Here is an 18,808-nt window from a genome sequence, read left to right as displayed (position 1 = left end):
TGAACGCGTGTCTTAGCGATGCAGGGCTACATGCTCAAAGTCTTTGAGGTGGTTGACCTAACAGGTGTACCTTGACAGCGCAAGGCATAATGAGCTGATGATTTGACCCGGCTGGTTAGGCCGGCAGCCGCGGTGAGGCAACGATGCGCGTAGACGACCTCTTCGAGCAGATAGATGAGAAGGTTCGCTTAAGTAGGACGGAACGGGATCTTGTCCGCGATCGCGGAGCTGTGGTTCAAAGATTACTGGCTGAGAGCGGGCCGACCATATGCTCGTTACTCGTGGGATCGATGACACGGTCGACAGCAATACGGAAATTCTCGGATGTAGACATTCTGGCTGTGGTGGGCGAGTCGATCGATCCTCCCACCGGCAACCCTGCAACGCTCCTTGCGCAACTCGCTGGCAGCCTCCGAGAGTTGGACGCGCAAGTTTCGGTGGGAAACATGGTTGTTTCGCTGGCATTCGAACGGCCCCCGGCGGTGGAAGTCATTGCCGCTGTTCGGGACTCGGATGGATCGACCGGCCGTTACTGGATTGCAGATAATTCCGGGAACAGCTGGCAATCGTATTCTCCAACCATGCTCAACGAGTTGACCACTGAGCGAGTTGGCGTACTAGGTCCCCGATTCATAAAGCTAATCCGAGTAGCAAAATATTGGAACCGCGCGAATTCCGTAGGTTTGCAAAGCTCCGATATTGAAGAGTTGGCCTGCTATGCATTGTCGGCAAGGCTGAGTATGCCTTCATACCTCCGTGCGTTATCCGAATTGCTGGAGGTGGTCTTAGCTTGGGTAACCGGGAATCCTGAAGCAGTTGCACGAATGGGACGTACATTTCTTCGATCGTCCGCGTATTCCGGCACCGTTGATGCACTAAATGAAGTTCGCGCGACTTTGACTAACGTTCAAGCCTTGGTGGAGGCGCAGGATGGCATCGTGGCGGATATGGAAGAAGTTGCGTCGGTTTGGAGGGCCATCCTGGGCCCCGACGCCACCGTTAACATCCGTTCATCTGAGTGCGATCGCCCACGAGCAGTTTGACGAAGCTTCGAGCGGTTATCGAAACAGTCGACTGCTCCAAGTATTCACCTTTGCGGTAAGCGCCCTGTCCATCTTCGTTCCGTCCTCCTGGGCTTATCCGCTCGCGCTAGCGGTTCTTATCACGCAGGGGTCCTCTTGGGTAGCGCGCTGGTATGCGATGGGGCAGCAAGATATCGGTGAGTTGCTGCGTCGGCGCGGCTTATTGATTGATGCCATCGGCCCATCCCGGCTTGGTGTCGATGTTGCTGATCTACTAGAGCGTGTTCCCGTCCGTGTTGTGCGCCGTGCCGCCGTATCCGTCAATGACGGTTACTATGCGAGTAATTCGCCGACCGGACTGGTTCGCCTCCGTGATCATCTGCATGAGAATGCATTCTGGAACAAGCACCTTTACTCGCTGGCAGCGCGTCGCCTTACCACAATTCTTTGCTTGCTGGTAGCACTTGCGGGCGCTGTAACCCTGTTTGCCTTGCCGTTAGCGCCGCGTGACGAAGCACTGATCTTCGCTCGCATACTGGTGACGGTTATGACCTTCGGAGCGATACTCACCCAGTTTAACGAGATCCTGGCTTGGCGCTCGGCCGCTCAAGCAATCGAACGGCTGGAGCACCGGTTCTACATCGTGGAAGGTCTCGACGAAGATAGCCTGCACAAGAATGGTATGGCCGACATTCTGACCTTCTTTGCTGAATATACTGCCGCCACTTCACGGATTCCGCCGTTTCCGCGGAGGGTATATAGATTGCATCGAGATCGTCTCAATGACCTGTGGGCGCATAAGAATGCGTCTGGTTCATCGACTGCATCGATCGCCGTTGTATGAACTGTCGACAGATTCCGCAGTCGGCCAAGAGTTGGGCGGTACTTAGAGTAGGTGCTGAAGGTAGTCGGCCAAGTTCGACCGTTGTGGCGCGCTACTGCTCCAGTAGTCGGCTGATATAACCGGCCTGAACTAGGCGTTCGTACGCCGCGTCGACGCCGTACGGTACGTCCTGCGGGATCGCGAAGCCCCGCTCGGCATACACTCGGATGCGTTGGGTATCGCCGATGAGCATACTAATGACTTTGTTGACGTCGCCGATGCTGCGCACATATGTGTCGAGGTCGAGCGGGTTCGACGCGCAGACAATGTCGACGTCGGGCCAGAGCTTCTTGGCGGTCGCGTAGGCGCGGCGCTGCTGGTACGGCCGCGACATCACAATCGCGGACCGCATGGTGATCCCGCGTTCCCCCAGTAGCTCGCGGGTCAGTTCAAAGTTTTGCTGCGTGTTGGTTGCGGCTGGCTCGACCAGGACCGCGTCGGCCGGCACGCCGTGCTCGGTGGCGTATTCGGCGTAGTGAACGGCTTCGCCGCGTGGGAAGCGTTCGACGGTGGTGGGGGCGTTGGCGCCGGTGAAGACGAGTAGCGGGTAGAGGCCGCGGTGGTAGAGGTCGGTGGCGATGATGGCCACGCCCAGGTCGTGGCTGCCGAGGCCGATGCCGACATCGCACGGGCGGAGTTCGTGGTGCATGTTGTGGTACTCCCACAACGTCTCGACGTCGGCGCGGTGTTCTTCCGGGATCGTGGTCGCTGCGGTGTTCTCGTCGGCATGCGTCACGCCCACACGATAAGCGGTGTGTAGGTGAGGCGCTCAGTCCATGACGTCGAGCCGACGGGCGAGGTCGACCAGGGTTGCGGACGGCTTGGTCTTGTTCTGCCGCACCCAGGTCAGCACGAGTTGGCGGCTCATGACGTGATAGCGGACCTGCTCCGGTGCCATCTTCTCGGCGTCGAGCAGCGTCGCCAGTGCGTCGTCACCCCTGTTCCACGTGCTGTAGGCGCGGGCTACCTCGAGCGCGTGACGCACTCGGCGCTCCATCGGCAGGCTTGAGGTGTCGACGCGCGGGCCGAGGTCTACGGCTACTTGGACGTCGCCGAGTTCGGCCGCGGTGGCGACCCGGTGAATCGCGACGTTGGTCGGGCCGAACGCGGTCCACAGATGGTTGGCGTCCTGGCCGAGTCGGGTCGCGGCCTCGTCGGCGGCCTGGAGGAACGACCGGGTCGTGATGGCGTCGTTGGCGCGGGCGGCGGCGATGGAGCCGGCGAGGAAGAGGGTGCCGTACACCGACAGCATCTCGGGTGTGGCCTCGTGCATGTTTGGTTCGAGGTAGTTGGCCGCGTCGTTGGTGAGCTGGACGGCCTCGCGGTATCGGCCGGTCGCCTGTAGGGCGTGGGTGACGGACCTGAGGAGCGTCCCGATGACGACGATGTCGCCGGCGGCCCGGGCGGCGCTGAGTCCTCGATCGGCGGCGATCCACGCGAGGTCCGCTTCACCGATCTTCGTCAGCTGCACGGCGGCGAGCTGGTACGCCAGGCCGAGCACGCGTCGCGCGGCGTCCAGCTGTGACCCGGTGTAGACCTCGACGGCGGCCTCGGCGTGGGCGAGCAGGCTCGGTAGGCGCCCGGTGACGTACCCGAACCGCGCGGCCTGGTACGCCTCCCAGAGCGTCGACAGCTCGTGCTGCAGGTCGCCGATAGATGGCGGTTCGACCCCGGACGCTCCCCCGCCAAACGGCGTGACCCGGCGGTAGTCCATGAGGGCGGCGCGTAGGGCGGGCACGGTGCGCATGCCGCTGTCGCTGGTCCACTGCATGAGGGACGGTTCGGCGACCAGGTCGGCGAGGGCGACGTCCAGCACGTCGGCGAGGGACTTGATGACGGACAGCCGGTCAAGGTCGATCCGGTTGTTCTCCACCTTGCTCAGCCAGTCCACGGTCCGGTCGACCCGGCCCGCGAGCACTTCTTGCGACATGCCGCGCCGGCGGCGGTACCACGCGACGCGTTCGCCGATCGTCAGGTTGTTCGTCATCCCACGCATGACCTAAGCGTCGCACCGCCTCTCGTGTTGACCCCGGAACAATTTTCCGGGGTGAATGCCTGGTCTGGGTAGACGCTTTATCTATGTTTCGGGGTGCTCTGGTTCGGATCGAGCGGTTGACGTGCCTCGGCGGTGGCTGGTGAGCCGTCGCAAACCATCCGAGTGCAGCTCGTGCAAGGGTCGCGGCTGGAAGGTGGTCAGCCGGCTTGGGCGCCTGCGCGACGACGAACACCGTGCCGGCTTCGAGGTCCGGGCCTGCTCGGATTGCAACGGCGCGCCGAAGACCGGGCACCCCAACCAGTGAAGGAGGAACGCATGCATGTGCTGCGCGCGCCCCAAGCGGACATCGATCTCGACGTCGGCACGCTGCGGATCTGGGAGGCAGCCGACGATAACGGCGACCCGGTCCTCGTGCTCAAGGACGGCGGGTCCACGGTCGTCATCGAGTTCGCAGACGAGGTCGCGTGGGATTCGGCGATCCGGGCGACGGAACGGCTCGGCGATGCCGCGCTGATGTACGCCTCGACGCTGCGGGCCGCGATGGCGAAGGCGAAGGCGAAGGCACAACAGAACAGCTGATGGGCGGCCCCTTGATGTCGGTAGCACCAAGGGACCGCGACCTATCTTCCCATTCCGCGCCGACCGGTCGCGGAGTCAGTTCATGAGGGGGTCGCGTGACATGGCTGTGCAGGACGAACGCGAAGACACAGAGCTGCAACTGGAAGTGGCGCTCGCGCTGCTGCCGCTGATCGGGCGCTGTGTGCGGCTCGAAGATGGTCGGGCGGTACGACACCAGGGAAACCGGCTCGACGATGCGCAGGATCGGCGTGCGCTCGTGCGTGAGGTGGCCCGGCGGTGGAGCACGCTCAAGCCCAATCAGCGGCGGCGGTACCCCGGGGATCGCGGTCTGGCGATCGTGGAGTTCACGGCGGAGTACGTCGACGATGTCGAGCACGCCACAGCGGACGAGGGCGACTATCGAGGGGCCGACTACGACGCCTCGCTGGAGGTCGTCTGGCGGCAGCACGTCGAGGCGATCCGCCAGCGGGACGAGGCCGCGTGAGGGCGCAGGATCGACACGGCGCACTCACACAGATAAGCTCTTGACAAGCTATGTTGTCGTCTCTGTGAAGGGTGGTCTCGGTGCCGATCGAGTACGTGCCACCCAAGTACATAGTGATCGTGAACGCCCTGCAGGCGCGCATCGAGGATGGGACGTACCCGTCCGGCTCGATGCTGCCCAGTGAGACCGCCCTGATGGCCGAGTTCGACACCTCGCGTCCGACGGTTGTCCGCTCGCTGGAGATCCTGCGCCAAGACGGCTGGATCGACACCCAGCAGGGCAAGGGTCGGTTTGTCCGGTCGAAGCCGGTCAACGCGCGGGCGATGCCCCCGCGTGTGGCCGCGCTGCTCACCAACGAGGCTGAGGGTCGCGTGCGGATCATCGACGTCGCCGAGGTACCGGCGCCGTCGCGGGCCGCTTCCGCGCTGGACATTCGCGAGGGTGCGCCGGTCGTCGTGCGGCGTCGGCTCATTAGCGTTGACGGCCTGGGGCCGGTCGAGCTGGGCTCGGTGTACGTGCCGGTTGATCTCGCCGAGGGGACCTCGGTGCGGTCTTCCGCACCGTTGCAAGAGGGTCTGCTCCAGCACCTGGCCAAGGCAAAGGGCCTGCAGTTCGGCCATGCCACGGAACGGATCTCCGCGCGACCGGCGACCGATGAGGAACTGGAGCTGCTGGAGGTCGACCCCGGCGAGTGGGTGTTGACCGCGCTGTTCTCGGTCCACACCCGCGAAGGGCTTCCGGCGTTCGCGCTGGACGTTGCGGTACCGCCGGCTCGGCACGAGTTCGAGGACTCCTTCCCGATTACCTAGTCGATCGAGGGGCCTTGCTCAATCTGGGATTGGGCAAGGCCGACCACTTAACAAGTCAGGTTTCGCCGCTAAACTGGAATCACTTAACAAGTCAACTGGTTACCTGGTTGGGTAACCGAAGCTCTGGAGGGCATGCAATGGCATTGAAGGGTGGTACCCGGTTCTCGGTCCGGTTCGAGGACGTGTTCCCGGCTGGCTGTGTGCTGGTGCCGGACTCGATCGTCGAGGCGCAGGACTTCAACGCGGCGACGGGTGCTCGTACGCCAGCGGTGGACAAGCTGACGGGTGCGCGGGTGTGGACGGTGCGGGTCATGGACATGGACCCGGACCTCGCCGGGCGGGCGCGGGAGGTCGCGGTGAAGATCTCGGCGCCGGTGCAGCCGGTTCCGGAGTCGTCGGTGCCGTTCTCGCCGGTGGAGTTCGAGGGCATGACGGTGACGCCGTACGTCGGGCCGACGGGCCGCTTGGCGTACTCGCTGCGCGCGACGGGTTTTCGCCTGCCGGTCGCGGCGGGCCGGTCGGCGAAGTAGCCGCCAGCTGACTGATGTGGGTCCGGGGCGGTCCGGCTTCCTACGGCATACAGACCGCCCCGTTCCTTCCCATTCCCTGTTGAGGCAAGGAAGGCGGGCTTCATCATGCCCAACTCCGGGCCTTCGATCCAGCACGGCCGGCGGCGTGTGTGCGCCGGTCAGCTGCTCCTGCTGATGCCCGTGGCGCGGGATGCGTCCGGGCGGTTCACCCGCTGGTGCACCGGCATGCCGTTGCAGCTGCTCGCATTCCGCCGCGATGCCCGCGGCCGGTTCGCGTCACTCGCAACGGCTGGCCGGTGAACCCGGGCTATCCCTGGGGAGGGTCGAAGTGAAGAACAACGCTCCGCTGGTCAACTTCCGGCGGCTGCAGGTGCCCACGCCGTGGTGGGTCGTCCTGCTCGTGGTCATTCCCTATCTCACGTGGCAGGTCATCCGCGCGGCCGTACGGCTGGTGCCGGTAGTCCGTCGCAACTGGGGCTCGCTCGGCCTCGTCTGCGCCGCCGGGTGGCTGTGGTGGCGGCACGGCTGGATCACGCTGGTCCTGGTCGCGCTGCTCGTCGCGGTGCTGTTGGCCGTGTGGTGGTGGCGAGCGCGCCCGTCGTGGGAGCGGCTGGTGCTGTTGCCGGCCACGGCGTGGTGGCGGCGGGTGTCGCTGTACCGCCTGTATTGGCGTGAGGCGATGACGCTGTGCGGCCTGAGTGAGCGGTTCGACGACGCGCGGGTGATGCCGAAGCTTCTGCGGGTCCGCTGCACGCCGGCGGCGGATGAGGTACTGCTGCGGATGCCGCGCGGGCAGAACCCGGACCTGTACCACAAGGCGTCAGCGAACTTGGCGTACTCATTCAACGCCCGCGACTGCCGCGTCTACACCGGCCGCCGCTCGGCTCCGCCGGCCCGGTCCGGCCGCTGGGGGCTGCTGCTGCGGGTGGTGGACCGGGTGCGGTTCCGGGACCGTCCGCGCCTGGTCTGGCTCGTCTTCCCACGCCGCGACCCGCTGCGGCAGATCGTGCCTCCGTTCCCGATCACGGATGACCCGGACTTCGAACGGCTGCCGCTCGGGCTCGGCGAAGACCTCCGGACCTTCGTCCTGCGGCTGCTCGCGACGCACGTCCTGATCGTCGGGGCGACCCGGTCGGGCAAGGGCTCCGTGCAGTGGTCGCTGATCCGCGCCTTGGCCGGGGCCATCCGGACCGGGCTGGTGCGGATGTGGGCGATCGACCCTAAGGGCGGCGTCGAACTGTCGATCGGGCGGGAGCTGTTCGCCCGGTATGAGTACGCCGATCCGGCGCCGATGGTCGCGATGCTCGAAGACCTCGTGACGGTGATGCGGGAGCGGCAGGCCCGGATGCAAGGCGCCGTGCGCGTCCACACGCCGACGCTGGCGGAACCGTTGTACGTGCTCATGGTTGACGAGCTTCTGGCCCTCGTGGCGCTGCTGCAGGACACGGAACTGCGCAACCGCGCCCGGGCGGCGCTGGCGCTGCTGCTGACCCAGGGCGCCGGTCTCGGGGTGCTCGTCATCGGCGCGACGCAGGACCCGCGCAAGGAAGTGGTCGAGCTGCGCGACTTCTTCCCGACCCGGATCGCGTTGCGGCTCAACGAACGCAACCACGTCGACCTCGTCCTCGGCGACGGCGCCCGGGAACGCGGGGCGCTCGCTGACCAGCTCTCGGCTGAGCCGGCCATGCGGGGCATCGGGTACGTGGTGCTCGACGACCGGCCGGAGCCGCTGCGGGTGCGGTTCGGCTACGTCACCGACGACGACATCCGGGCCATGGCGGTCGAGTACGCCGCCCCGCCCGATCCGGCGCCTCGGCCCGCGCCTCGGCAGCGGACCAAGCCGGCGGGGCACGTCAATCACCGCTCACGCCCGGCGGCCGGGCCGTTGCTGCCGGACAGCCTCGCCGGGTTCCTGGACGGCGGTGAACCCGCATGACGGTCACCGAAGTGGTCCGCCGGTTCTACCGGCTTCGCGCGCCGCATCCCACTGTCGGCTCCTCGGCGGTCACGGTGCGGGTCGCCGACGGCGAAGACCTCTACGTCGCGGTCGGCGCGGGCCGGCGACGGATGTACCTCACGCCGGCGGAGGCGTGGGCGCTGTGGCGGTGCCTGTCCGAAGCGGTCGCCTCCACCGGCGCTCCGCCGGACTGGATCCGCGTCCCGATCACCCCGAAGAGCCGATGAGGAGGTCTGCTGTGCGTTCCCGCCGCCGTCCCTGCCTGGACCTGGCACACCGGTTCCCCGACATGACCTGCCCGCACTGCACCCACGGCCGCATCGACCAGGCCGACATCATCAGCGCCGCGCGGCGTCGGCACGCCCGCACGGTCACCGAGGACCGCGACGGGTTCGGGTGGCCATCATGACCGGCCGTGCCTGGGCCTACCTCGGTACCGCGCTGGGCGGGTTCGGTTCCCTTGCTGCGAACGTCGCCCACTGCTACATCCCACCCACCGGCGCGCCCGCTGGCTGGCGACCGGAGGCCGGGGCGGTGCTGTCGGCGATGTTCTGGCCCGTCGCGGTGTTCATCGCGGTCGAGATCCTCGTCCGCACCGTCTGGCCGGCGGGCTGGTGGTGGCGCCTGGCCCGATTCGCCGGACTGCTGCCCGTCGCGCTCGTCGCCGCCGTCGTGTCGTACCGGCACCTGTCCGGGCTGTTCCGCCACTACGGCGAAGACCCGCTGACTGCCACCCTCGGCCCCCTGGCCGTCGACGGCCTGATGGTCATGGCCGCCGCCGCGCTCCTCGCCGCCCACCCCCACCCGGCCCGCACCGCTGAACCGGAACCTGCGCCGGAACCCCTGCCCGAACTGGTTCCTGAGCCGCTGCCCGAACCGCGCCCGACCCTGCACGTCGTGGGCGCGATCCCGTCAGGAGTCGTGCGATGACCACCCACCTTCAGCCCGTGGACCACTACCTCACCGGCCCCGCCGACCAGCTGGCCAACGTGCTGCGCGCGGCCGACGCCCGGGGACACCTCGTCCGCTACGGCCGCCCCCGCCGGCTGTCCGAAGGCCGCTACGCCATCAACGTCACGCTCCTCGAGCCCACCCGCCGGCCGCGCTGGTTCCGGCGCATCCAGTGGTGGCTCGTCGGCAAGGTCGCCGCCATCGTCGCCGGCCTTGCCGCGCTCACCGCGCTCGGCTGGGGCGCGTGGCTGCTCATCCAGTGGCTCATCGCCCACCGCACCGCCGTCATCATCACCGTCGTCCTGGTCCTCATCGTCGCCGGCGCCATCACCGCCTCCCGCGAGAACCACAGCTCCGGGTCCGGTCGCCGGCACTGCCCCGGGTGCGGTGGCCGTTGACCATCACCGCACTTCCCGGGCTCGACGCCGACGAGCAGCCCCGGCCGGGTTCGCGGGCCGCCCGGCGGCTCATCCCGCTCGCCGCGGACGTGGTCAAGGACATGGCCGCCGAGTACGGCGTCTGCCTGCGCCCGGTCGGGCTGCGCCGTACCGACCTCACCACCGGCAAAACCGAGATCATCGACGTGCCCTGCGGCGCGACCCGCGAGGACAAGTGCCCGCCATGCGCAAAGCGGGCACGTCGGCTGCGGAAGGTCCAGATTCGGGAGGGCTGGCATCGTGTCGACGAACCCGCTCCGCCGCCTGAGCCGGCGACAGAGAGGCAGCGGGCGCTGATCAGCCTCCGTGCCCATCTGGAACATGCCCGTGATGAGGCGGTCCGGGTGTCGCAGTGGGACCAGGTCGGCGAGGTCGACGACGCTATCCGCGAGGTAGAGGAGGCCATCGCCGCTGAGGGACTGCGGGGCAGCGTTGCACCGGCGCACGACAAGCCGGCGGAGCCGAAGCGGCAGCGGTCCACGAAGCGGCGCCAGGACGCGCCCGCCCTGCCCCGGCAGAAAGTCGACCCGCGTACGGTCGGCCGGGTCTACACCGCGCCGGACGGCACGGAGTACCGGCCCTCGATGTGGCTTACGGTCACCCTGGACTCGTACGGCCCCGTACGACCGGACGGCTCACCGGTCGACCCGTCCACGTACGACTACCGGCGGGCGGCCTGGGACGCGATCACGTTTCCACGGCTGCTGGATCGGTTCTGGCAGAACCTGCGCCGTTGTGTGGGCTGGAACGTGCAGTACGCCGGATGTGTTGAGCCGCAACGTCGTCTGGCTCCGCACGCGCACTTCGCGATCCGGGGCACGATCCCGCGTGCGGTGCTGCGGGAAGTGGCGGCGGCAACGTACCACCAGGTCTGGTGGCCCAAGGTCGGCGAACCGAACTGTCGTCCACTGTGGAACGCCGATGCTGAAATCTGGTGTGACAGCGCGACTGGGCTTCCGCTGGCCACTTGGGATGAGGCGCTGGACGCGGTCGAGGACGAGCCGGCGCACGTGATCCGGTTCGGGACGCAGATCCGGGCCGAGGGCGTGAACGCGAACGACCGCAACGTGGATCGGACGATCGGCTACATCACGAAGTACATCACCAAGTCCGCGGCCGACTGCCACCAGCTGACCACCGACCGACAGCGCGATCACCTGGAACGGTTCTGGCGGGAACTGCGGGTCACGCCCTGCTCGGAGCGGTGCGCCAACTGGCTGCTGTACGGCATCCAGCCGAAGAACGCTCATGCTCGGCTCCGGCCCGGCAACTGCAAGGGGCGGGTGCATCAGCGCTCCACTCTGGGCATCGGGGGTCGGCGCATCCTCGTCTCCCGGGACTGGTCCGGGAAGACCCTCGCCGACCACCGCCACGACGCACGGGCTTGGGTCAAGGCGCTACTCGGCATCTCCGATGGCGTGGACCAGGTCCCGGTCGTCGACGACCACCAGCCCGGTACCCCGGCCCCGGTCGCGTGGGAGCTCGCGCGGCCGAACGACCCGGACCTACCGCCGATGCGACATCGGCTACTCCGCGCGCTCGCACAACGCATCCAGTGGCGCAACGCGCTCAATGCGGCCAAGGACCGAGCGATCCAACCTGACCCAGTAACTGAGACGAGAGGAACCGCGCCGAGTGCTGCACAGGCCAGCTGAGATCGCCAGGATTCTCGACTGCTCTGAGTGGTGGGTGAAGGAACAGGCCCGCAAGCGCCGGATCCCGTTCGCGTGGATCGGCGGCAGTTACCGGTTCACCGATGAGCACCTGGCCGAGATCATCCGGCTTTTCGAGGTGCGGCCCGAAGCGGAGCGGTCGGCGACACCACGCGCAGCGCCTGCACCAGCGATCGGTTCGCTCAAAGCGCGCAGACCACGGCGTACACAGCGAGTGGCCTGAAGGGAGATGAGAGTTGGGATACGCCGAGAAGCGAGGCGGGTACTGGCGTGCCCGGTACAAGATCGAACCCGGCAAGTACGGCACCGTGCAGGATTCGATCGGCGCGAAGGTTGAATTCCGCACGAAGCGGGAGGCGAAGAAGGCTGCCGACGAGGCAGAAGCAACGGGGCGGCGCCCGGTGGTGGCGCAGGGTCGGATGCGTTTCGGCAACTGGGCCAACGCCTGGTACGAGCGGCAGGACTTGGCGGCGTCGACGATGCAGAACTACCGTCGCCACATCGAGGAGCACTTGCTGCTGACCTTCGAGGATCGGGAGCTGGGCTCGATCTCGTCCGCTGACGTAGACGCCTGGGCGAAGAGTGAGCGGGCCGCCGGCTACGCGGAAGCGAGCGTGAAGACCTGGCGGGGGACGCTGCATCTGATCCTCGCCGATGCCGTCGACGAGGGCCTGATTCCGTCGAATCCGGCGACGAAGCGGCGGGGGAGGGGCAAGCGGGCGGGGCGGTCCAGGAGTCGCGGGCCGGAGAAGGCGATCACGACCGCGCTCGGCGTCCTCCTGATCGCTGAGCGGGCGGCATTGCTGTCTGGGCGTGATGACGAGTTCACGGCGCTGGTCACGCTGGGCTTCACGGGCGTGCGCTGGGGCGAACTCGTCGGCCTAGAGGCGGAGTACGTGCGGCCGGCGGAGGTGCGGATCGAGTGGCAGCTGTACGAACTGGATTCGGGGGAGATGCATCGCTGTCCGCCGAAGGACGACTCCCGGCGAACGGTGGTCGTGCCGACCTGGCTGACCGGGTTGCTGCGTGCTCAGTCGGCCGGGTCGTGTACCTGCCACGGCCGGACGTACGTGTTCAGCGGACATCGGGCGGCGAACGGAGCCGCTCGGCAACCGGGGCCGAAGCTCGTTGACGTGGCGCGCCGGGCTGGTGTGTCGACCGGCACTGTCTCGGCAGTGCTGAACGAGCGGGACAGCGTGGCGGCGGCGACGCGGGAGAAGGTAGTCGAGGCGATCGCCGATCTCGGCTACGTCCGCGGGGCAACCACAACAACGCTGGCGGCACATTGGCGTCGGACCGGCTTCGCGACGTGGCTGTTCCAGCCCGCGGCGACGGGCCGGTACCCGGGGAAGGCGCTGCGCCCGGTGCCGATCCTCGGTGAGCCCTGGCCCGGCGTCCCGGTGCGGGGTCGTAATGCCGCTGGCCGGTCTGACACCTGCTGGGTGCCTATCGCGCCCGGATTGACGCCGCACGGACTCCGGCACACCTACAAGACGCTGATGATCGAGCTGGCTACTCCGCCGGTGCTGATGGACGAGCAGCTCGGCCACTTGGACGGTTCGGTGCAGGCAAGGTACTCCCACACCACCCCGGAGATGCGGAAGCGTCTCAGGGACGGCCTTACAGATCTCTGGACGGCGGCGCTGGACGCCCGGCGGGAGATCCGGCCCAGCTCGCCGGTGCGGGTGCTCGACGACCTGCTGAGCGAGGGAGCAAGATCTTCTCCCAAATTTCTCCCAAACGGGCCTGGGAGACGACTCGGGGCCGGCTCCTCGCGGTGAGGAAACCGACCCTGGCCTGGTGTTTCACGAAGTCGGGGTAGCCGGATTTGAACCGACGGCCTCTTCGTCCCGAACGAAGCGCGCTACCAAGCTGCGCTATACCCCGAGCGTGCCGAGTAATCGTAGCCCACGCCCGCGCCGCCGCAAACTCGGTATCCCCCGTGTTGGCTCTTGGGCGGGTGAGCTGGGATTACACGGATTTCAGGAACGTGGACAAGTGGTGCTCGTAGGCCTCGGGGTTCAGGTTCCAGCCGCGGCAGTGACCGGCCTCACGCGTTTCGACCAAGGTCACGTGCTCGGCGGCGGCGTTCGCGAACTCGATTGTCGGCCCGGGGGCCACCGTGCGGTCGTCGTGGTCCACGTACACCAGCGTCGGCACGTTCAGGCGGGCGGCCAGCGGGCGGTAGTCCAGGTCCGCGGCCCGCACGTCCAGGCGGTGCTGGATCAGTCTCAGCGCCGTCCACGTCCATGCCGGTGGCACGTTGAGCTGGCGGGCGTTCATGCGCAGCGTCGCGTTCCAGTCGACCACCGGGCAGTCCAGCACGACGCCGCGCAGGAAGCCGTCGTGGTGCCAGTGGCGGAGCAGGTTGAGGATGGCTGCGCCGCCCATGGACCAGCCGATCAGGATGACGTCGCGGGCGCCCGCCGACCGTGCGTAGTCGATCGCCGACAAGACGTCGCGCCACTCCGTGTGGCCGAGGTGGAAGCGGTGGTCGGGGGACGGGGGCGCGTCCGGGTCGTTGCGGTACGACACGACCAGGGTGCGGTGGCCCGACGCGGCCAGGGTCGGCAGGGCGCGCAGGGCCTCGCCGCGCGGGGCGCCGCGGCCGTGCACGGCGATGATCCACGTGTCGTCGGCCGGGCCGGCGGTGGGCGGGACCAGCCACGCGGGCAGCGCCCCGAGCTCACCCTGGACGACGACGTCGTCGAACGGCAGGCCCCGGGCGCTGTGCGGGTCGCCCTCGAAGACATATCCCGAGGTGTACCCCCGCACGCCCGCCGCCAGTGAGCCGCGCGTGACGGCCTCGACCTCGCGGGTGACCGTCGCGCGGTCGGCGGCGATCACGTCGCCGAGGCGGGCGTGGCCGTCGGCCCAGACGAACGACAGCGGGATGGACCGGGCCGTGTCCGGGGTCCTCGTCAGCGTGATGCGGTTGCCGGCGTAGGCCCGGACGCGGACGGGGTACACCCGGTTGCCGTTGACGTTGAGCACCTGGCCGGCCAGCAGCCAGCCGGCGCCGGCGGTGCCGGTGGGCAGCAGCACCGCCAGGCCGGCCGCGCCCGCGATGCCCGCGTAGGCGGCCCGGCGCGCCCACCTGCTCGCCGCCGCAGCCGGCAGCTGGGCCCGGGGTTGGACCTGGGCCTGGGCGATCATCGCGGGATGAGCGTCAGGATGGACGCCTCCGGCGGGCACGCGAAGCGGATCGGGGCCGTCGGGTGGGTGCCCAGGCCCGCCGATACGTGCAGGTACGACTCGGAATAGGGCCAGCTGTGCAGGCCCTTGGCCATGCTCCGGTCGAGGCCGCAGTTGGTGACGAGGGCGCCGTAGAACGGCACTGCCACCTGGCCGCCGTGCGTGTGGCCGGCCAGCAGTAGGTCGAAGCCATCGTCGGCCATGCGGTCGAGGATGCGCGGCTCGGGGGAGTGGGTCAGGCCGATGCGCACGTCCACGTCGGCCGCGGCCGGGCCGGCGACCGCGTCGTAGTCGTCGCGGTTGATGTGCGGATCGTCGACGCCGATGAGCTCGATCGTGCGGCCGCCCGCCTTGATCGTGGTGCGGGCGTTGTTGAGGTCGGCCCAGCCTGAGCCGGTGAGCAGATCGCGCAGTTCCTCGACGGGTAGCGCCGCGCCCTGCACATACGGCCTGCTCTTGTTGAAGTACCCGAGCGGGTTCTTGAACACCGGGCCTCGGTAGTCGTTGGAGCCGAAGACGAAGGCGCCCGGGCGGTCCAGCAGCGGGGTGAGCGCGCGCACCACGGCGGGGACGGCGTCCACGTGGGCCATGTTGTCGCCGGTCACCACGACCAGGTCGGGATCGGTGCCGGCGAGCTCGGCGACCCAGCGCTGCTTGCGGTGCTGGCCCGGCGTCATGTGCAGGTCGCTGATGTGCAGGATCCGCAGCGGCTCGGCGTCGGGGGCCAGCACGGGAACGTCGAACCGGCGCAGCGTGAACATGTTGCGCTCGACGAGCGAGGCGTAGGCAAGGGTGGCGGCGCCGGCGGCTACGGTGCCGGCCGCGAGGCGCAGTACGGTCTTCGAGCGCATCTGCACAGCCTACCGGCGCTTTTACAACGGAATATGAGCATGATCGGACGGATAGACTTTTCTCATGTTGAAGGCACGCCTGGAGTCCGACCTGCACGACGCCATGAAGGCTCGTGACGAGCTGGTGACGTCGACCCTGCGGATGGCGATCGCCGCGGTGCGTAACGCGGAGGTCGCTGGGAAGTCCGCCCGTGAGCTCTCCGACGACGAGGTCCTGTCGGTGCTCACGAAGGAGGCCAAGAAGCGGCGCGAGGCCGCCGAGGCGTTCGCCGGCGCGGGCCGCGAGGCGCAGGCTGCGAAGGAGCGCGCGGAGGAGGAGGTCATCGCCGGATACCTGCCCAAGCAGCTGTCCGACGACGAGCTCGCCGGCATCGTGCGCGACGCCCTGGCCGCCGCGGGGTTCAGCGGCCCGGGGAGCATGGGCCCGGCGATGAAGGCCGCCCAGGCCGCCGTCGCGGGCCGCGCCGAGGGCGGCCGGGTCGCCGCCATCGTGCGGGCGCAGCTCACCGCGGGCTGACGCGCGACAGACCGATATCCGACACAACGAACGGCGGGCGCCCCCGAGGGGGACGCCCGCCGTTTCGCGTGTTCAGGTGATCAGCAGATCCACGGGATCGGTCAGTTGGGGTGGTCGGTGCCGCCCCGGGTGTTCCGCGGCACGTCGCCGTTCGGCCGGCCGTTATTGCCCGTGTACGGCGGCGCCTGTGCCCCCTGGCCCTTGCTGACGACCAGCGCGACCGGGCCGCCCTTGACCGTGGAGCCGGCCGGATCGGTGCGGTCGACCGTGCCCGCCGGGCACTGCGACGCGACCTGCTGGCTGGAGACCGAGACGCTGAAGCCAGCGTTCTTGACCCTCGAGCGCGCCTGGTCGACGGAGAGGCACTTGACCGACGGGATGTCGACCAGCTTGCCCTGCGCCTTGTCCTTCGTCGGCGGCGTGAACTGCACGACCGGCTGGCCGTTGAGGCCGTCGCGCAGCGTGGCCAGCGCGGCGTAGTTGACCGGCGGGTGCTTCATCTCCTTGTTCGTCTCGGGCCAGTCCGGGTCGGTGAGGAACCCGGAGACCGAGAGCTGCTTGGTCATGACGGTGAAGGTCGCGCTCTTCTCCGAGTCGGTCGTGCCGGTCTTGCCGGCGATCGGCCGCTTCACGAAGCTGCGGGAGTACCCGGCGGTCGCGCCGGAGCACTTGCCGGTCGCGGACTGGTCGCCGACCGGGCAGCGGGCCATGTCCACGGCCGCGCGGGCCACCTCGGGGTCGACGTTCTGCTTGCATTTCGGGTCGAGCCCGTCGACCTTCTGGCCGCTGTTGTCCTTGACCTCGAGGATCGGGGTCGGCTCGCAGTACAGGCCGTCCGCCGCGAGCGTGGCGTAGGCGTTGCTCAGCTGCAGCGGGGTTGTCGCGCTGACGCCCAGCGTGAAGGCGCCCCACAGCTTCGGGTCGGCCGCGAGCTTGGCGTCCTCCGGCGCCTTGAACTGGATGCCCAGCCGCTTGGCCACGTCGACGACGCGGTCGACGCCGACCATCTGCTCCAGCGGCACGAAGTACGTGTTGATGGAGCTGCCGAAGCCGGTCCACATGTTGTACGGGCCGGACTGGCCGCCGGAGTTCTTCGGGCAGTAGTGCGGGCCGTTGCAGGCCGCTGGGCTCTTCGGGTCGATCGGGAAGTTCGAGACGAACTGCTTCTCGGTGTTGATCGTCGTCGCCAGCGGGTAGCCCGCCTCAAGGGCCGCGACCGCGGTGAACATCTTGAACGCCGAGCCGGCCTGGTAGCCGGGGATGTCCGCTTCGCCGGTGATAATCGGGACCGTGGTGCGCGGCCAGTTGCCCTTCTGACCCTTCTTGCCGGGGCTGGTGTTCCCCCCGTTCTGCGACTGGTCGTTGCTGAAGATGCGGTTGGTCGCCAGGGCGGTGACCCGGCCGGTGCCCGGCTGCACGGCGGCGAGCATCAGCGCCTGGGACTGACCCATCTTGACCTGCTGGTCCTTGGACACGTACGGCTGTTCCTGGGCGTACTTGAACGCAGCCGCCTGCGTCTGGATGTCCAGCGACGAGATGACCGTGTAGCCGCCGGCCCGCAGCCGGTTGGCACGCTGGTACGAGTCCTCGCCGAAGGTCTTCTGGTCCAGCCACCAGCGGCGCAGGTAGTCGCAGTAGAAGCCGGCGCCGAGTTCCGGGCGCTGCACCGACTCGCAGCCCTCGGGCGTGCGCTTGCCGACGATGTTCAGTTTCTCCTTGGCGGCCGCGTCGGCGCTGGCCCGGTCGATGTACCCCATCGACACCATCTGGTTGAGCACGTACTTCTGCCGGTCCACCGCGCGCGGCAGGCCGTCGGGCGTGGCCGGGTCGTTGGTGCCGGGCGCCTTCACCAGGCCGGCGATCAGCGCGGCCTCGGGCAGCGTCAGGTCCTTGGGGTCCTTCTCGAAGTACACGTGCGACGCCGCGAAGATGCCGTAGGCACCGTGACCGAACGAGGCGATGTTGAGGTACCGCTCAAGGATGTCCTGCTTGGAGAGCTTCTTCTCGAGGTCGATCGCGTATTTCATCTCGCGCAGCTTGCGCGTCGGCGTCTTGTCGGTGGCGTCCACCACCTCCTGCGGCGTCTTGGCCGAGTACGAGATGGCCTGGCGCACGTACTGCATCGTCAGGGTCGAGGCGCCCTGCGCGGTCTGGCCGCCGGCGTTCTGGTTGGCCACGAAGGCGCGGGCCACGCCCTTCACGTCGACGCCGCGGTGCTCGTAGAACCGGTTGTCCTCGGCCGCGACGATCGCTTGCTGCATGATCTGGGCGACATCGTCGATCTTCACATCGCGCCGGTTCTCGTCATACATCATCGCGAGGACGGTCTTGCGATCCGACGCGAAGATATAGCTGATCTGCGGCGAGGGCAGCACGTCGATGTCAGTGGGAAGGTTTTCGAAGGTGTCGGCGCCGGCCTTGGCGGCCAGGCCCGACATCGCGACAGCAGGGAACGCGGCCGCCGCAACCACCAGTCCTGCCAAGAGCCCACACAGCAAAAGAGAAGCCGCGTTGGGCAGCAGGCCGTGCTCGCGTTTGCGCATCCAGGTCACCGCCTCAGACTACGGGACGACGTCATGAGGCCGCGTCCAGACGGACGCGCCCTCGTTGTCCTAGACGCGTGACAGCGAGTGTGAGGTTGACCCGTTTCTGATTCTGCGTGAAGCGATGCGGGGGCGTCGAGATTTGGGCAAATCGCATCCGGGAGTGACGCGGCGGTAGCGCCCATCGCCCCTTTAGGAGATCGCTGAAGGGCGATCAACCTGGTGTAGCAACGTTGCGTAACTAGACGACTACAGAGCATGATGTTTCGGAAAGCTCTCCGTCGGGGTTCCCGTGGCCGGGGACCTTCCTGTCACGCCGGGCGACCGGCGAACTGCACCCGAATGCCATGGGGGAACGTGGTTTGGGCGCTTTTCGCCGGG

At 67.9% G+C, this 18,808-nt stretch carries 20 protein-coding genes and 1 tRNA gene; 15 read left to right on the top strand and 6 right to left on the bottom strand.

What is annotated here, in order from left to right; genetic code table 11:
• Window positions 1–143: 143 nt before the first annotated feature.
• Together AB0367_RS14355 and AB0367_RS14350 are read left to right on the top strand one after the other, a co-directional pair.
• A complete protein-coding gene (locus AB0367_RS14355; protein ID WP_366226702.1) occupies window positions 144–1,043 on the top strand; it encodes a hypothetical protein in 900 nt (299 codons plus the stop codon).
• A gap of 157 nt (window positions 1,044–1,200) precedes the next feature.
• Complete coding sequence (locus AB0367_RS14350) at window positions 1,201–1,866, top strand: hypothetical protein (protein ID WP_366226701.1); 666 nt, start codon at window positions 1,201–1,203, stop codon at window positions 1,864–1,866.
• Window positions 1,867–1,957: 91 nt separating this feature from the next.
• On the opposite strand, the gene AB0367_RS14345 is transcribed toward AB0367_RS14350, so the two are convergent.
• Both AB0367_RS14345 and AB0367_RS14340 read right to left on the bottom strand, forming a co-directional pair.
• Window positions 1,958–2,641: a YdcF family protein gene (locus tag AB0367_RS14345; protein ID WP_366226700.1), complete on the bottom strand. Its 684-nt coding sequence runs from the start codon at window positions 2,639–2,641 to the stop codon at window positions 1,958–1,960.
• A 33-nt stretch (window positions 2,642–2,674) separates the two neighbouring features.
• A complete protein-coding gene (locus AB0367_RS14340; RefSeq protein WP_366226699.1) occupies window positions 2,675–3,901 on the bottom strand; it encodes a helix-turn-helix transcriptional regulator in 1,227 nt (408 codons plus the stop codon).
• A 315-nt stretch (window positions 3,902–4,216) separates the two neighbouring features.
• Here AB0367_RS14340 and AB0367_RS14335 point away from each other — a divergent pair, with 315 nt between their 5' ends.
• From AB0367_RS14335 to AB0367_RS14280, 12 genes are all read left to right on the top strand, one after another.
• Complete coding sequence (locus AB0367_RS14335) at window positions 4,217–4,480, top strand: hypothetical protein (RefSeq protein WP_366226697.1); 264 nt, start codon at window positions 4,217–4,219, stop codon at window positions 4,478–4,480.
• Window positions 4,481–4,580: 100 nt separating this feature from the next.
• A complete protein-coding gene (locus AB0367_RS14330) occupies window positions 4,581–4,964 on the top strand; it encodes a hypothetical protein (protein ID WP_366226696.1) in 384 nt (127 codons plus the stop codon).
• 80 nt (window positions 4,965–5,044) lie between these two features.
• Window positions 5,045–5,773, top strand: a complete 729-nt coding sequence (locus AB0367_RS14325; RefSeq protein WP_366226695.1) for a GntR family transcriptional regulator — start codon at window positions 5,045–5,047, stop codon at window positions 5,771–5,773.
• A 137-nt stretch (window positions 5,774–5,910) separates the two neighbouring features.
• The gene (locus tag AB0367_RS14320; protein ID WP_366226694.1) at window positions 5,911–6,303 is read left to right on the top strand and encodes a transcriptional regulator; all 393 of its coding nucleotides are present in this window, start codon (window positions 5,911–5,913) and stop codon (window positions 6,301–6,303) included.
• 328 nt (window positions 6,304–6,631) lie between these two features.
• The gene (locus AB0367_RS14315; RefSeq protein ID WP_366226693.1) at window positions 6,632–8,239 is read left to right on the top strand and encodes an FtsK/SpoIIIE domain-containing protein; all 1,608 of its coding nucleotides are present in this window, start codon (window positions 6,632–6,634) and stop codon (window positions 8,237–8,239) included.
• Complete coding sequence (locus AB0367_RS14310) at window positions 8,236–8,487, top strand: spread protein (RefSeq protein WP_366226691.1); 252 nt, start codon at window positions 8,236–8,238, stop codon at window positions 8,485–8,487. Before AB0367_RS14315 ends, AB0367_RS14310 begins: the two co-directional genes overlap by 4 nt.
• 11 nt (window positions 8,488–8,498) lie before the next feature.
• Entirely contained in the window at window positions 8,499–8,669 is a 171-nt protein-coding gene (locus AB0367_RS14305; RefSeq protein ID WP_366226690.1) for a hypothetical protein, read from the top strand.
• Window positions 8,666–9,190 carry a DUF2637 domain-containing protein gene (locus AB0367_RS14300; RefSeq protein WP_366226689.1) on the top strand — a complete coding sequence of 175 codons (525 nt, stop codon included), beginning with the start codon at window positions 8,666–8,668 and terminating at the stop codon, window positions 9,188–9,190. Before AB0367_RS14305 ends, AB0367_RS14300 begins: the two co-directional genes overlap by 4 nt.
• A complete protein-coding gene (locus tag AB0367_RS14295) occupies window positions 9,187–9,609 on the top strand; it encodes a hypothetical protein (RefSeq protein ID WP_366226687.1) in 423 nt (140 codons plus the stop codon). Before AB0367_RS14300 ends, AB0367_RS14295 begins: the two co-directional genes overlap by 4 nt.
• On the top strand, window positions 9,606–11,303 hold the full coding sequence (locus AB0367_RS14290) for a replication initiator (protein WP_366226686.1): 1,698 nt from the start codon (window positions 9,606–9,608) through the stop codon (window positions 11,301–11,303). The genes AB0367_RS14295 and AB0367_RS14290 overlap by 4 nt, the downstream gene beginning before the upstream one ends.
• A gap of 34 nt (window positions 11,304–11,337) precedes the next feature.
• On the top strand, window positions 11,338–11,544 hold the full coding sequence (locus AB0367_RS14285; protein ID WP_366226685.1) for a hypothetical protein: 207 nt from the start codon (window positions 11,338–11,340) through the stop codon (window positions 11,542–11,544).
• Between the two features lie 13 nt (window positions 11,545–11,557).
• The gene (locus tag AB0367_RS14280) at window positions 11,558–13,102 is read left to right on the top strand and encodes a LacI family DNA-binding transcriptional regulator (protein WP_366226684.1); all 1,545 of its coding nucleotides are present in this window, start codon (window positions 11,558–11,560) and stop codon (window positions 13,100–13,102) included.
• A 32-nt stretch (window positions 13,103–13,134) separates the two neighbouring features.
• On the opposite strand, the gene AB0367_RS14275 is transcribed toward AB0367_RS14280, so the two are convergent.
• The 3 genes from AB0367_RS14275 to AB0367_RS14265 form a co-directional block, all read right to left on the bottom strand.
• Window positions 13,135–13,208: transfer RNA gene (locus AB0367_RS14275), tRNA-Pro, on the bottom strand.
• A gap of 84 nt (window positions 13,209–13,292) precedes the next feature.
• Window positions 13,293–14,477, bottom strand: coding sequence for an alpha/beta fold hydrolase (locus AB0367_RS14270; RefSeq protein ID WP_366226683.1), 1,185 nt, complete (start codon window positions 14,475–14,477; stop codon window positions 13,293–13,295).
• Complete coding sequence (locus AB0367_RS14265; protein ID WP_366226682.1) at window positions 14,474–15,367, bottom strand: metallophosphoesterase; 894 nt, start codon at window positions 15,365–15,367, stop codon at window positions 14,474–14,476. Before AB0367_RS14265 ends, AB0367_RS14270 begins: the two co-directional genes overlap by 4 nt.
• 64 nt (window positions 15,368–15,431) lie before the next feature.
• Here AB0367_RS14265 and AB0367_RS14260 point away from each other — a divergent pair, with 64 nt between their 5' ends.
• Complete coding sequence (locus AB0367_RS14260; protein WP_366226681.1) at window positions 15,432–15,884, top strand: GatB/YqeY domain-containing protein; 453 nt, start codon at window positions 15,432–15,434, stop codon at window positions 15,882–15,884.
• Window positions 15,885–15,985: 101 nt separating this feature from the next.
• Here AB0367_RS14260 and AB0367_RS14255 read toward each other — a convergent pair whose 3' ends face one another.
• A complete protein-coding gene (locus AB0367_RS14255; RefSeq protein ID WP_366226680.1) occupies window positions 15,986–18,427 on the bottom strand; it encodes a transglycosylase domain-containing protein in 2,442 nt (813 codons plus the stop codon).
• Between the last annotated feature and the right edge of the window lie 381 nt (window positions 18,428–18,808).

Source organism: Dactylosporangium sp. NPDC051484, assembly GCF_040689395.1.
GTDB lineage: Bacteria > Actinomycetota > Actinomycetes > Mycobacteriales > Micromonosporaceae > Dactylosporangium.
Note: the sequence above shows the minus strand (reverse complement) of the source record. Positions and strands in the feature narration are given on the sequence as shown.